We start from the raw sequence: 14424 nt of genomic DNA, 5'->3' as shown, positions 1-14424 counted from the left end.
TTAGCCAATGTACCCTTCAATTCGAGATTTCAGTGTCTTTGCCTGCTGTTCATCGGGACAGATAATAAGGATAGTGTCATCCCCCGCAATGGTGCCAACGACCTCCGGCCAGTCTTCGTAATCGATTCCGGCAGCCACCGGCTGGGCGCTTCCTGTGGTCGTAACCAGGACCAGAAGATTGGCCGCTGGACGCACTTCAAGTCCAAAGCTGTGAAGGACTTCGCGAATCCCCGGCAGAGCATCTTCGTCGTCATCGTCACCGCCAGGCAGGGAATAGCCGGCTGGCCCTTTGGAAAGCCGCAACTCGTGGATGTCCCGCGACAGCGTCGCCTGGGTGACATGAAAACCTCGTTCGGCGAGCTTTTTCTGCAACGCGTCCTGACTGGCAACGGACGTGTTTACCAGAAGCTCTCGAATTACGGTATGACGCTGTTGTTTCATGCGGGTGTTTTCCCTGTTAAATGCCTGCAATGTTTCGTGAGGTCAAGAGATAGCGGGAAGTTCACGCCTATGCATAAATATACATGATCATGTATATTTATGCATAGCGCGCTTGTTTAGACGCATTAGCGTGCCCCAAACGGAAGGTATCTCTGGAGACACTTGAGTGTCGCTGGACGTATAGTGAAGCATGGAACAGTTTTTTACAAATGGGTTAAACCCCGCTGCCCTGACCTCTGCCACCACCCTGCCTACTCAGCGCCTGTCGAATGTTCCGGCCTCCCTGATTGACGAGAAATTTGACCATGATTCGTGTGGCGTCGGCTTTGTAGCGGCTGTCAATTCAGTGCCTTCCCATAAAATTTTAGAGCAGGCCTTGACTGCTCTTGGCCGCCTGGCGCACCGTGGCGCCACTGCGGCGGATGGAAAGAGCAGCGATGGCGTGGGTGTGTTGACCGCCGTTCCGCGAGCTCTTTTGCTGCGTGCCACGAATATCGAGCTTGATGACAAGCAATTGCTCGGTGTGGGGATGCTGCTGCTGCCCCTGGAGGAGACGCGCGCGGAGGCTTTGCTGGAGCGGTGTCTGCTCTCTCACGATTTTAAGGTGCTTTGTTGGCGTGACGTTCCGATCTGTACGGAGTGGCTGGGTGAAGAGGCTCTGAGTACGATGCCGAAGATCCGGCAGGTACTGGTAGTGGATTCAGACAATGCCGAGCCGGGAACGATGGAGCGCAGGCTCTATCTGGCACGGAAGCAGTTTGAACGGTCGCATGAGCGTGGGGATGTGACCGGGTATATCTGTTCGCTGTCGTCGCAAACGATTACCTATAAAGCGATGGTTGCCGGAAGTTTTCTGGCGCAGTTCTTCCCCGATCTGTCATCGGAAGAGTTCGTTACGCCGTTCGCGGTCTTTCATCAGCGGTATGCCACCAACACGCTGCCTACATGGCACCGTGCGCAGCCAGGCCGCAAGCTGGGACACAATGGCGAGATCAATACGATCTGGGGCAATCGCGCCCGGATGACGGCACGCGATTCCACGCTTCCCGTCGAGTGCAAGCCTGTGCTGACCGAGGGTGGCACCGATTCGACAAGTCTCGATGAGGCGATTGAACTGCTTTCGCAGAATGGAAGGACTTTGGCCGAGGCGGTCCGCATGCTGCTGCCGCCTGCGTCCGAGGGGCATCAGACCTCCTCGTTCCTGCGTTACCACATCGATTGCGCCGAGCCATGGGATGGCCCGGCTGCCTTGGCATTCAGCGACGGCAAAGTTGTTGGCGCTGCTCTCGACCGCAATGGTCTTCGTCCCTGCCGCTTTGCAGTGACCAAGGATGGTTTAGTGGTTGCCGGCTCGGAGATTGGGCTGGTCGATCTCGATCCGGAAGAGGTCGTGCATAGCGGGCGTCTTGGGCCGGGTGAGATGTTCCTGGTCGATCTCGAAAAGCACGAGATTTATGAGAATGAGGCGCTGCTGCAGTTGTTCGACGAGGGGGCCACTTACGCAAAGCTGGTGGAAGATACTCCTCTCGATACAGTGCCGTTCGAGCCTATTGACGCGGCTACGCTTGCGGCCACGCATCGCGGGTTTGGCTATACGCGTGAAGATGTGAAGATGATTCTTCAGCCGATGGCGACTGAGGGTAAGGACCCAGTCTGGTCGATGGGTGACGACACTCCGCTGGCCTTCCTCGCGCGGTCGCCGAGACCGATTTATGCCTATTTCCGGCAGCGTTTCGCGCAGGTGACAAATCCTGCCATCGATCCTCTGCGTGAGGCGTGCGTGGTTTCGCTGCATACGCGGCTTGGCCCATGGGCCCATCTGCTGGATAAGAATTCGCCGTTGCCTGGGCTTTCGCTGTCTTCGCCGTTCATCTCGCTGGGACAGGTTCAGGCTCTGCGGAGCCGCCAATATCCTCATGCGGCGGAGTTGAATTTTGCGGAGTTGCAGTGCGTCTTTAAACCCGAGAACACGCTGCTTCAGGGACTCGATGACATTTGCATGCAGGCGATACAACTGGTGCGGAACGGCGCGCGCATTCTGATGCTCTCGGATCGCTCGGCGAGTCCGGAACGGCTTCCAATTCCGATGGCCATGGCGACCGGTGCAGTTCACCAGGCGCTGGTTGCGGCGGGGCTGCGTACCCTTGCGGGAATAGCGGTCGAGGCGGGTGATTGCCGCGATATTCACCATGCCGCCGTGCTGATTGGCTATGGCGCGGGTGTTGTATGTCCGTGGCTGGCTTTGGAGACGGCTTTGAGTGTGGCTCCTGCCGGTACGGACGCTGAAGTCTACGAGCGCAAGATGCTGAAGGCGCTGGATGCCGGTCTGGCGAAGGTGATGTCCAAGATGGGCATCTCCGTCGTGCACAGCTATCGTGGTGGACATCTGTTCGATATTCTCGGCCTGCATTCGAGCGTGGTGGACCGTTGCTTCGTCGATACGCCTGCGCCTCTTTCGGGCGTTGGATTTGCCGAGGTGGAGCGTCAGCTTCGGCAGACCTGGCAGGTGGGTGAGGGAAGCGTAGCTGCCGCGGCAGACCTGCCCGACTATGGTTGGGTACGATTCCGCAAGGCGAATGTCTCTGAGCCCCATGCCTGGCAGCCGCCCAATGTAAAAGCACTGCAGTCGGTCGTCGGTACGGCGCGTAATGTTCCGCAGCCTACTGATCCGGCGAGCGCCTTTGCCATCTTTACGCATGATGTTCTCGAACACGATCCGGCTGTACTGCGCGACCTGTTGAAGATTCGCTCGGCTGGGCAGGCACTGGCCGTGAGTGAAGTCGAAGCGGCGTCGAGTCTGGCCAAGCGGTTTATCTCGAGCGCCATGTCGCTGGGCTCGTTGAGCCCGGAGGCCCATCAGACGATTACGGCCGGGATGAACATGTTTGGCGGACGCTCGAATACGGGCGAGGGCGGCGAAGACCGTGCTGTTTACAAACTCAACTCTGTTGATGGAGGAAGGATTCATCAGGATGAAGAGTTGATCATGCGCGCACGCTCTGGCGGCGGTACGGCCGTGGCTGAGCCAGTCGTTGAAGCTCCTGCTGTGCATACTTCGTTGAACAACAAGATCAAGCAGATTGCCTCGGGGCGCTTTGGCGTGACTGCTGAGTATCTGGCCCATGCGGAAGAGATTGAGATCAAAGTGGCCCAGGGTGCGAAGCCCGGTGAAGGCGGTCAGCTGCCCGGTCACAAGGTGAGCGGAATGATTGCCAGGCTGCGTCATGCTCAGCCGGGCGTCCCGCTGATCTCGCCGCCGCCGCATCATGATATCTACTCGATCGAGGATCTTGCGCAGCTTATCTATGATCTGAAGCGCGTGAATCCGAAGGCTGCGGTCGGTGTGAAGCTGGTCTCAGGCTGCGGTGTCGGTACGGTTGCGGCGGGCGTTGCCAAGGCCTATGCGGACTTTATCGTGATCGCCGGCAATGTGGGCGGAACGGGAGCAGCGGCTTTGTCGAGCATCAAGTATGCCGGCAATCCGTGGGAGCTTGGTTTGGCCGAGGCGCAGCAGGTGCTGATGCAGAACGGAATGCGCGGACGCGTTCGGCTGCGTACCGACGGCGGCCTGGCGACGGCGCATGACATTCTCATCGCGGCTTTGCTTGGCGCGGACGAGTATGCGTTTGGAACGGCGGTGCTGGTGGTGCTGGGTTGCGATATGGCCCGGCAGTGCCATCTGAATACCTGTCCTACGGGCATTGCGACGCAGAAGCCGGAGTTGCGGGCGAAGTTCCGCGGCAAGCCGGAGCATGTGGTCCGATTCTTCGAGGAGCTTTCGGCTGACTTGCAGCAGTTGCTGGCGAAGTATGGATTTGCTTCGCTGGACGAAGCCATTGGACGCACGGACCTGCTTGAGCAGGTTCGGTTCGACGGAAATCTCGACCTTCAGCCGATGCTGGCGAAGGTGTCCGAAGGTGCGAGCCGGTGGATGGGAATTCGCAACGACCAGCCTATGGTCAGCGCGCCCCTCGATGAGGCGTGGGTTGAACCTGCGCTCGAGGCGGCTGAGCAGGGCGTTCCTTATGTTGTGGATTCCAAGATTGCTAACTGCGACCGGGCTATCGGCTCGCGCCTTGCCGGAGAGCTGGTTCTGCGGCGTGCGCAGGCTGATTTCCCGTCGGATGTGACCTTCAATCTGAATGGAACGGCCGGACAATCGTTTGGCGCTTTTACGGTCGATGGCATGAAGTTGGTGCTGGATGGACAGGCTAATGACTTCGTCGGCAAGGGTCTGTCTGGTGGCGAGATCGTCATCCGTGCCTGCGGTCTGGCGGCGAAAGACAGTGGGCAGCATGTCATTCTGGGCAATGTGGCGTTGTATGGTGCCACGTCCGGAAAACTGTTTGCGGCTGGTCGCGCTGGAGAGCGGTTTGCGGTTCGTAACTCCGGTGCCACTGCTGTTGTAGAAGGAGTTGGAGATCACGGTTGCGAATACATGACTGGCGGTGTTGTGGCTGTTCTAGGCCGGGTTGGAATGAATTTTGGCGCGGGCATGACGGGCGGCTTGGCGTGGGTTTATGACGCGGATGGGTCGTTCGTAAGCGGCAAGCGATATCACCCGGAGTTCATCGCTGCGGAAGAGTTCAACGCGGTCGATGTCGAATCGCAGGAAGCTTTGAAGTCGATGATTGTGGCCCATGCGGAGGAGTCTGCCAGCGGATTGGCAAAGGCGATGCTGGCGGATTGGTCGAAGCATGCGGCGGCGTTTGTCCGGTTGACTCCGGTGCCCCAGGCTTGAAGTCGGAGTTTCGAATGGGATGATCGATCATAGTCCCGCACGACCATGGTCATAATGTTGTTTTCGTGAATATTGGGCCAGTTCTCTCCGGGGGACTGGCTTTCATTTTTGAGATGGAACTGTGGAAAACAGATAAATGCATAAAAATGCATCTGAATTTTGAAAAAGCATTGTTGCCATGCCTGACAGGAAGTGCGGATTAAAGTAGGAGACGCCTTGAAGAAGACTGAAGAAGAGTTGGCAACATGCGAGAAGTATCAGCGCATTCTCGATGCGGCGGTGGAGGTGATCGCCGAGCGGGGATACTTCAAGTCGCCGGTGAGCGAGATCGCGAAGCGGGCCGGGGTGGCCGATGGGACCGTCTATCTCTACTTCAAGAGCAAGGACGATGTTCTGCGGACGGCGATCGACAGGACGTTCGAGAAGTTCTACAAGCAGATTGCGGATGCGTTTGTGACGCTGGCGGGGCCGCGAGAGCAGCTTGAGTATATTGCGCTGGTGCATCTGGAGAGTTGTACGGTGAACCGCAGCATGGCTGTGTTGATGCAGACGGAGATGCGGCAGAGCGCGAAGTTCATTGCGGAGTTCTCGCACCATCATCTGGTGAAGTACATTCAGATGGTCCGCGAGGTGGTTCGGCGGGGGCAGGATGAGGGGATCTTTCGGCGGGATGTCTCCGATGGCGTAGTGGCGCACTGCATGTTCGGGGCGATCGATGAACTGCTGAGCTCCGCTGTGTTTACGGGGCGCGTTTACGATGCGAAGTCGACGGCGGCGCAGGTGATGGATGTGCTGCTGAATGGGATTACTGCGGGGGCTTAAACTGCTTCCTGATGACGCAAAATCGGCGAGCAGCGGTCAGGCGCGAAGTGCCTGATCCACGCTATCTAACTCCTTCATCGCATCATTAAACGTATTCATTAGATCCTGAAGGATCGTCGATTCACGGCGCAACTGGCTGAGCAGCTCATTCATCAGTTCGGTTCCTCCCCCACTTGTATCCGGGGCTTTCCCTTTGATAGCTTTTCCAATTTTTTTGGCCAGATTCCATAGCTCAACCATGGGGTTCTTTTCCGCCACATATAGTGCGAGTTCTTTCATCACGTCTAGTATTCGGTCAAAAGCAGCGTCAAAAAGAACGATACCGGTCCGGGCATATTGCTTATCACGGATCTGCTCAATCAGGTCTTTGAATGAGGTGCCGACGTTCTCGTCCTTGAATCCACGTAGCGTTAACGTGCGAAGGCGGATGATGTCTGCGGCCATCAATTGAACTCTCTCGGCGTGCACGCCTATCAGGTATGCCTTCTTCTTCGCCCACTCACCGGATTCCACAAAGGCTTTTTGCGCTTCTTTGAATCCTGCCATCTGGGCGACAACCAGATCCAAAGCAGACGTACCTGGCGGAACCTCAACCGCCTCGCCCATTTTTTCGATTCCTCCCCTCATGACGTAGACGGTAAGTCCGAGCGCGGTATTCTGCATCCTCATAAGCAGGATGTCGATGTCCATCGCGAGGGATGCGCTTGTCGAGTTGAAGCCGCTGATGAGCTGTTCAGTCTCGCGCTCTATAGCTTCGGTCGCTTCGGATCGATGCTTAAATTTCGCTAAGAACCTATCAATGATTTGTCGACCGTCATAAGACCGGTAACTCTCGAGAGCGCCTATGAAATTATCCCTGGCGGCGTTCACGCGCTCCTGAATCTCGCTTAGATTGTATTCATCCATCACAGTTGTCCTTAGGGGAGCAAATTTAGCGGCAACATCCTGGGAACCGTGAATGAGTAACTCTGGAGCATACCAAAAAATCTATTTCCTGGATGATGGCAAACCGGAAGCAATTGAACTCATGCCAACAGCCTGGTCACTTTGTACGGCAGCAGCATCCATGCGGCCCTATGCCATTTGAGGCTTGCGTAGGTTATCGTGGGGAGTGACTTTTAGCGGCCGAGGTGGACGGTTTATGTTTGATCTGACGACTCTGAATGATGTTTTGGCGCGGGTTACAGGGCGGGGCGAAGGCGCGGTGATGAGGTGGCAGGATGCCGCGGGGGAGTGGAAACCGATCTCCTCAGTTGAGCTTTATGGGCGGGTGCGGGCCTTGGCGGATGTGCTTCGTGGATGGGGATTGGGTAAGGGTGACCGCGTAGTGATTCTGTCGGAGAACCGCTGGGAGTGGGCGGTGACGGACTTTGCCGCGCTGGCGATTGGCGGGGTGGACGTGCCGCTTTATCCGACGCTGACTGCAGAGCAGATTGGGTACATGCTGCGGGATTCAGGGGCAAAGGTGGCGGTGGTGTCGTCGAAGGAGCAGTATGAGAAATTGGCGGCGGCGGGAGATCTGCCTGATCTGCAGCACGTGGTCGTGATGGATAAGGGCGACTTCGGTAATGCGGAGAGCTTTGCTGCGTTGATGAAAGGCGCGGAGGGGAAGCAGCAGCGCGATGTCGAGTTCGATGCGATGGTGAAGGGAGCACGGGCAGACGACGTGGCGACGATCATCTATACCTCGGGAACGACGGGCGAGCCGAAGGGGGCGATGTTGACCCATGGGAACCTTGCCAGCAATTTGAATCTGTCGACCGATCCTTTTGGATTCACGGAGAAGGACAGCTGTATCTCGTTTTTGCCGCTGTCTCATGTGACCGCCAGGCACCTGGACTACGCGATGATGTGCAATGGGGCAACGGTGGCCTATTGTCCGAAGTTCGATCTGTTGCCAGCAGCGATGAAGGCTTTGAAGCCGACGATCTTTGTGGCGGTGCCGCGTGTTTACGAAAAGATTCGTCAGGCGGTGGAAGGGAAGTCGGCTGCATCGCCGGTGAAGTCGAAGATTTTGAGTTGGGCGCTGGCGACAGGCAAGGGGCATCGACAGGAGACGCTGGAGGGGAAGACCCCGGCAGGGATGGGATGGAAGCTGGCGAACAAGTTGGTATTTGGCAAGATTCGTGAGGCGTTTGGCGGGGAGGTGAACGTGTTTATTTCGGGCGGCGCTCCGCTGGGAATGGATACGGCTGGGTGGTTTGCGGATGCGGGAATTGTGATATTCGAGGGGTATGGGTTGACGGAGACGTCGCCGGTGATCGCGCTGAATTATCCGAACGCGCACAGGATTGGGACGGTGGGAAAGGCGCTGTCGAATGTGCAGTGCCGGTTTGCCGCCGATGGCGAGCTGGAGGTGAAGGGGCCTTCGATATTTCCTGGATATTGGAAGAAAGAGAAGGAGACAGCGGAGTCATTTACGCCGGATGGGTGGTTTAAGACGGGTGATATCGGGAAGCTGGATGAGCAAGGGTTTCTGTCGATCACGGACAGGAAGAAGGAGTTGCTGAAGACCAGCGGAGGAAAGCTGATTGCACCGCAGCCGATTGAGAATAAATTGAAGGCGAATACGCTGGTGGCCCAGGCAGCGATGGTGGGTGACAGACATAAGTTTGCCTGCGTCTTGATTTCGCCTAATTTTGCTGCGCTGGAAGGGTGGGCGAAGGGACAGGGTGTTACGGCTGGAGATCATGCTGCCCTGGTGAAAGATCCTAAGGTAGTGAAGGCCTATCAAGAGATTGTGGACAAGGTAAATGCCGGACTGTCGAGCTATGAAAGCATGAAACGGATGTTTGTGGTGCCGGATGAGTGGTCCGTGGAGGAGGGTGAGTTGACTCCGAGTATGAAGCTGAAGCGGCGCGTGGTGGAGAAGAAGTATGAGAAAGAGATCGGCGCGTTCTATGCCGATGAGGCGACCTCGAAGGTAAAGTAGGCATGCCTGCGGGTGGGGTAGGCTTGAAGGATGGCAGATTCAGTGAAGAAGCGGATTGGGGTGCATGTAGGGACGTCTGGCGGGTGTTGGACGGCGGTGGAACGAGCGGCGGCGGCGGGAGCGAATACGTTCCAGATGTTTTCCGCCAGTCCCCGGATGTGGAAGGCTTCTCCGGTGAAGCCGGAGGATGCAGCGAAGATGCTGGCGCTACGCGCGGCGCATGATGTGGGGCCGGTGTCGATCCATGCAAGCTATTTAATTAATCTGTGCAGCCAGACGGAGAGTGTGCGGCAGAACTCTACGGCGGCATTTCGCGGAGAGGTGGAGCGCGCGCTGGCGCTGGGGGCGGAGTATCTCGTACTGCATCCGGGAAGCTGGAAGGGGCTGACGCGAGAGGAAGGATTGCGTCTGGCGGCGCAGTCGATTGAGCGATCGATCGATGGCATCGACTTCACCGGGAAAAACTTCCGGATTCTGATCGAAAATACGGCCGGCGCGGAGTTTTCGCTGGGTGGGAAACTGGAGCAGGTGGCGGAGTTGGTGGAGTGCCTGAAGGCGTGTGCTCCGGTGGCGGTGTGTCTGGATACCTGCCATGTGCATGTGGCGGGATACGACATCGTTTCCACGGATGGATATATCGAGACGATGAAGCTGGTGGAGTCGACGGTGGGGTTCGATGCGGTGAAGGTGTGGCATTGCAACGATGCCAAGGCGGCGATGGGGTCGAAGCTGGACCGGCATGAGCATATTGGCGAGGGGACGATTGGAGCGGAGGCCTTTCGGCGGCTGCTGCACGATGCGCGGTTTTCCCATGCGGCGTTTATCGCGGAGACGCCGGTGGATAATCCGGGGGATGAAGCGAGAAATGTGGGAGTGCTGCGGACGCTGGCGGCCGGGTGACGGTGATTGATTTGCAGACTTCGCGATTATTGTGAGGGACCCGTGATCGTTGCGGTCGTAGAGGCCACTTCTGGCGGGAGTTTTGCGCTGATGAGGGCTTCCACCTGGTTCCAGACGCGCGGATCGTTTTCTATCTCGATGTGCGGTCCCATGAACAGGCGGGCGTACCAGGGATATTTGTCGCAGGAGACGTGGGTGTCCTTGTAGTTGAGCTGATAGTTGCCGATGATCTGCGTTTTCGTCGGATCGACGGCGCGGATGATAGGACGTCCATGGAGAAGACCATCAAGTTGGTAGAAGTTGACGGCCTGGGCTACGTTCGCCGGGATGCGCGGGTCTCCCTCTCCGATCTTCGATACGCGGTCTACAAGAATGGCTAGCAGTACGGGAATTTTATCGTCCTGAAGCTGCCGGGCCATGGTGACCGCCTCTGAAGCGCCCCAACTGTGGCCGTAGATGATGATGCGGGCATGTTGCTTTTCGGCGAGGGTTAGGATTCCGTCGTGGTTTACGTCGAGCAGGTGCAGAATTCGCTGGAATGCCCTTTGGCCGTGTGAGTTTTGAAATATCTCCGCATCGACTCCAACCGGGTGGTTCTGGCGTAGATGCATCGCGAGCTGAACCTCGCGGTGGATGAGGTTGTTTTTCTTGACGCGGCCTCCAAGGAATCCAATCACGATGACGGGGGAGGCTGTAGCGGCTTCTTTTGCGAGAGACTTGAGGGCGGGATGCGTCGCTATGGGGGCTTCTGGTGCTGGTTTAAGTATTGGCGCCGCGAGCAAAGATGAGGCTAAGAGGATGATGAGAGAGGCGGCAAGGGTTGAGAGTCGAAGCACTTTGGATGCTCCAGAGGGTGGCTTGCGATGGGAGCCTGCTGGATCGGATTTGAAGGGGGTCAGATACACGGTCGTTCTCTGGTGCGTGATGCGCGCCGATGTTGGCTAGAAGTGTAGTCCTTTTTGCAAAGACTGATTGATATTCGGATAAATCGCTGGGTTGGCGCTTCGGTGAGCAGCGGTGGCGCGGTTTCTTTACAATCAGATTCATATGCCAGAGATTCAAACGAACGAGATCGAGAAGCAAGGGCGGTATAACCCGGCGGAGATTGAACCGAAATGGCAGCAGCGATGGGACGCCGATCTGGCGTTGTATGCCGCCGAAGGGCACGACTCCGGTAAGCCGAAGTATTACTGCATCGAGATGCTGCCCTATCCGAGTGGGCAGTTGCACATGGGGCATGTGCGGAACTATGCGATTGGCGACGCGCTGGCCCGGCACATGTGGATGCGCGGGTATAACGTTCTGCATCCGATGGGGTGGGACGCGTTTGGTCTGCCGGCGGAGAATGCCGCGCTGAAGAACAACACTCCGCCGCGGGAGTGGACGTTGGCGAACATTGCCGCGATGCGGAAGCAGATGCAGCGGCTGGGACTGAGCTATGACTGGGCAACGGAAGTAACGACCTGTCTGCCGGAGTATTACCGGTGGAACCAGTGGTTCTTTCTGAAGATGTTCGAGGCCGGGCTGGCTTACCGGAAGAAGAGCAAGGTGAACTGGTGTCCCGATTGCCAGACCGTGCTGGCCAACGAGCAGGTGGTCGACGGCCGCTGCTGGCGGCATGAAGACACGATCGTCGAACAGCGGGATTTGACGCAGTGGTTCTTGCGGATCACGAAGTATTCAGATGAGTTGCTGGATGGGTTAGACAAGCTGGAGGGCTGGCCGGAGAAGGTCAGAACCATGCAGCGGAACTGGATCGGACGCAGCGAAGGAACGCTGGTCGACTTCGCCGTGGACGGCGAGGTAAAGGCCGCGGATTGCGCGAAGATCACGGTGTTTACGACGCGGGTGGATACGATCTTTGGAGCGACCTCGGTGCAGCTTGCTCCGGAACATGTGGTGGCGAAGGCGTTTGCCGCAGAGGATGCTGCGCTTGCTGGAAAGATCGAGGAGTTACTGGCGCAACAGACGCTGGCGCGTGAGGCCGGGGATGTTGGCGGGATCGAGAAGCATGGGGTGGATACGGGCCGGTTCGCGATAAATCCGTTCAACGGCGAGCGAGTGCCCATCTGGGTGGCGAACTATATTCTGGCGGACTATGGGACAGGCGCGATCATGAGCGTTCCCGCGCATGACGAGCGGGACTTCGAGTTTGCCCGGAAGTATGGCCTGTCCATCAAGCAGGTGATTGTTCCGAAGGCTGAGGCTGGCGATTCGGAGCTGCCTTATACGGCGGAAGACGATGCCGTGCTCGTTGATTCGGGTGAGTGGACTGGCGAGGGTTGCGTGGAAGCGCAGCAGAAGATGGCTGCGTTTGCGAAGGAGAATGGATTTGGTACGGCTACGGTTACATATCGGCTGAAGGACTGGGGCGTGAGCCGTCAGCGATATTGGGGTACGCCGATCCCGATGGTTTATTGCGTGAACGGACACGAGGGCGTTGAACCCGGCGGTGTGGTTCCGCTGCCAGAGAGCGCGCTGCCTGTAGTGCTGCCGCCTCAGGTGGATATTACGCAGCAGGGTGGCTCTCCGCTGGGGCGGGTACCAGAGTTTGTGAATACGACTTGCCCTGTATGCGGCGGCGCGGCGCGGCGCGAGACGGACACGATGGACACGTTCGTCGATTCGAGCTGGTACTTCTATCGCTATACGGATGCGAAAAATTCCAATGCTCCATTTGCGAGTGAGAAGGCGAACTACTGGTTCCCGATTGACCAGTACATCGGTGGCGTGGAACATGCGATTCTGCACCTCATCTATTCACGGTTCTGGACGAAGGTGATGCGCGACCTTGGATTGATCAAGAACGATGAGCCTGCGGCGCGACTGTTTACGCAGGGAATGGTCATCAAGGACGGCGCGAAGATGTCGAAGTCGAAAGGCAATGTAGTTTCGCCTGACGACATGATCGCGCGGTACGGAGCAGATGCTACGCGCATGTATGCGCTATTCGCGGTACCGCCGGACAAGGACCTGGAGTGGCAGGAGGATGGGGTTGCGGGAATCAGCCGGTTTTTGAGCAGGGTGTACCGGTTGACTACGAAGTACAGTGCCGTCGCCTCAGTGGGAGGCGCTTCGCGTGGAGGGACTGCTGTGGAGCAGAAGCTGCTGCGCAAGCTGCACCAGACGATTGCGAAGATCACGCTGGATTTCAGCGGACGCTGGCATTTCAATACCTCCATCGCAGCCACGATGGAGCTGGTCAATGAGATCGTGGCCTCAGAGGCGGCGATCGATGATGGCGATGTTTCGCCGGCAGTCGTCGCGGAGATTTTTCGTAATCTTGTATTGCTGCTGGCTCCGTTCGCTCCATTTTTTGCAGCAGAGTTGTGGGAGCAAATTGGCGGCGAGGGAGTCATATTCCGCGTGCCGTGGCCGATGGCGGATGCTGACCTTCTGCGGGAAGATGAGTTAGAGATTCCTGTGCAGATGAATGGCAAGCTGCTCAATGTTGTAAAAGTTCCGGTAGGCAGCACTGAAGATGTGGTGAAGGCAGCGGCGTTGGTTGATGCGAAGGTTGTCGCCAGGATAGTAGGAAAGACTGTGGTGAAGGTGATTGTGGTGCCGGGCAAGCTGGTCAATCTGGTGGTGAAGTAGTGCCGACTTCGCCGCCTCAGGACGGCGTGGTCATTGCCGCGGGGACGGTGCGCGGAACGCAGTCGTTTGTGCATGTGCTCTCGCAGGGCTGGAAGCATCCGTCGTGGACGGCTCTCGAGGTGCTGTGGCGCTGGGTGTACGGCATTCCGGCGCTGCTGGTGTTGTGGTACGAGGCGACACGGATTCTGAAGACTGTCCCGTTGGACGTGACGGCGCTGAAGCAGATGTCGATACTTGACGCGATGGGGTCGGCAAAGACGCTGACAGATGCAATTGTGTTGCTGCTGCCTCCGGTAATGCAGGTGCTGGCGTGGCTGGGGCCAGTGATGGTGCTGGTGTGGGTTCTGGTATCAGCGGTGGGCCGGACGGTCGTTTTGCGGCGTGTCGATAGCAGGCTCCATGCGCGAATTGGAACGCTAATTGTGTTGCAGGCGGTGCGGGTAGTGGCGCTGCTGGCTAGTTTTGCCGTGTGGTTTGCGTGTATGCAATGGGCGGCGAGGGTGAATATTGCCGGACCGATTGCCGTAGGCAATGAGCCGAATCTGGTGGGCTATTTTGCGATGGTGATCGTAGGGACACTGGGGTTGTTTTCGCTTTGGGCAATCGCAAGCTGGGGGCTGAGCGTGGCTCCGCTGCTGGCCATGCTGCGGAATGCGGGAGTCGGCAAAAGTTTTGCGGCGGCCTTCCGATTAGGGCCACTGAAGTCGAAGCTGATGGAGATCAACCTGGTGATGGGGATTGTGAAGATTGCGCTGATCGTGCTGGCTATGGTGCTATCGGCTTGTCCATTGCCGTTCGAGGCTGTGGCGACGCCGGAGTTTATGTTCTGGTGGTGGGTCGGCGTGTCAGTGATTTATTGTGTTGCATCGGATTTTTTCCATGTGGCGCGGCTCGTGGCTTATCTGGAGCTTTGGCGAGCATACGAAAGTCACCAAGGTTCTTCTCTGAGGTGAACGAATTGTGCATCTCACGTTGACAGAGTTCTGTACGT

Annotated in this window: 9 protein-coding genes; 6 read left to right on the top strand and 3 right to left on the bottom strand. The window is 57.5% G+C overall.

Going from position 1 to position 14424, the window contains the following annotated elements:
* Entirely contained in the window at positions 1–441 is a 441-nt protein-coding gene (locus P4G45_RS12460) for an ArgR family transcriptional regulator (protein ID WP_348266803.1), read from the bottom strand.
* Between the two features lie 190 nt (positions 442–631).
* On the opposite strand from P4G45_RS12460, the gene P4G45_RS12455 reads away from it, so the two are divergent.
* The gene (locus P4G45_RS12455; protein WP_373694111.1) at positions 632–5182 is read left to right on the top strand and encodes a glutamate synthase-related protein; all 4551 of its coding nucleotides are present in this window, start codon (positions 632–634) and stop codon (positions 5180–5182) included.
* Between the two features lie 216 nt (positions 5183–5398).
* Positions 5399–6004, top strand: coding sequence for a TetR/AcrR family transcriptional regulator (locus tag P4G45_RS12450; RefSeq protein ID WP_348266802.1), 606 nt, complete (start codon positions 5399–5401; stop codon positions 6002–6004).
* A gap of 36 nt (positions 6005–6040) precedes the next feature.
* Here P4G45_RS12450 and P4G45_RS12445 read toward each other — a convergent pair whose 3' ends face one another.
* Positions 6041–6913 carry a hypothetical protein gene (locus tag P4G45_RS12445; protein WP_348266801.1) on the bottom strand — a complete coding sequence of 291 codons (873 nt, stop codon included), beginning with the start codon at positions 6911–6913 and terminating at the stop codon, positions 6041–6043.
* Between the two features lie 232 nt (positions 6914–7145).
* Here P4G45_RS12445 and P4G45_RS12440 point away from each other — a divergent pair, with 232 nt between their 5' ends.
* Both P4G45_RS12440 and P4G45_RS12435 read left to right on the top strand, forming a co-directional pair.
* Positions 7146–8936, top strand: coding sequence for a long-chain fatty acid--CoA ligase (locus tag P4G45_RS12440; protein ID WP_348266800.1), 1791 nt, complete (start codon positions 7146–7148; stop codon positions 8934–8936).
* 30 nt (positions 8937–8966) lie between these two features.
* The gene (locus P4G45_RS12435; RefSeq protein ID WP_348266799.1) at positions 8967–9836 is read left to right on the top strand and encodes a deoxyribonuclease IV; all 870 of its coding nucleotides are present in this window, start codon (positions 8967–8969) and stop codon (positions 9834–9836) included.
* 26 nt (positions 9837–9862) lie between these two features.
* On the opposite strand, the gene P4G45_RS12430 is transcribed toward P4G45_RS12435, so the two are convergent.
* The gene (locus P4G45_RS12430) at positions 9863–10672 is read right to left on the bottom strand and encodes a hypothetical protein (RefSeq protein ID WP_348266798.1); all 810 of its coding nucleotides are present in this window, start codon (positions 10670–10672) and stop codon (positions 9863–9865) included.
* Between the two features lie 211 nt (positions 10673–10883).
* Here P4G45_RS12430 and leuS point away from each other — a divergent pair, with 211 nt between their 5' ends.
* A complete protein-coding gene (leuS, locus tag P4G45_RS12425) occupies positions 10884–13433 on the top strand; it encodes a leucine--tRNA ligase (RefSeq protein WP_348266797.1) in 2550 nt (849 codons plus the stop codon).
* A complete protein-coding gene (locus P4G45_RS12420; RefSeq protein ID WP_348266796.1) occupies positions 13433–14386 on the top strand; it encodes a hypothetical protein in 954 nt (317 codons plus the stop codon). Before leuS ends, P4G45_RS12420 begins: the two co-directional genes overlap by 1 nt.
* The last annotated feature ends 38 nt before the right edge of the window (positions 14387–14424 follow it).

Source organism: Edaphobacter paludis (assembly GCF_039993895.1).
Lineage (GTDB): Bacteria > Acidobacteriota > Terriglobia > Terriglobales > Acidobacteriaceae > Edaphobacter > Edaphobacter paludis.
This window is presented reverse-complemented; position numbering and strand designations above follow the sequence as displayed.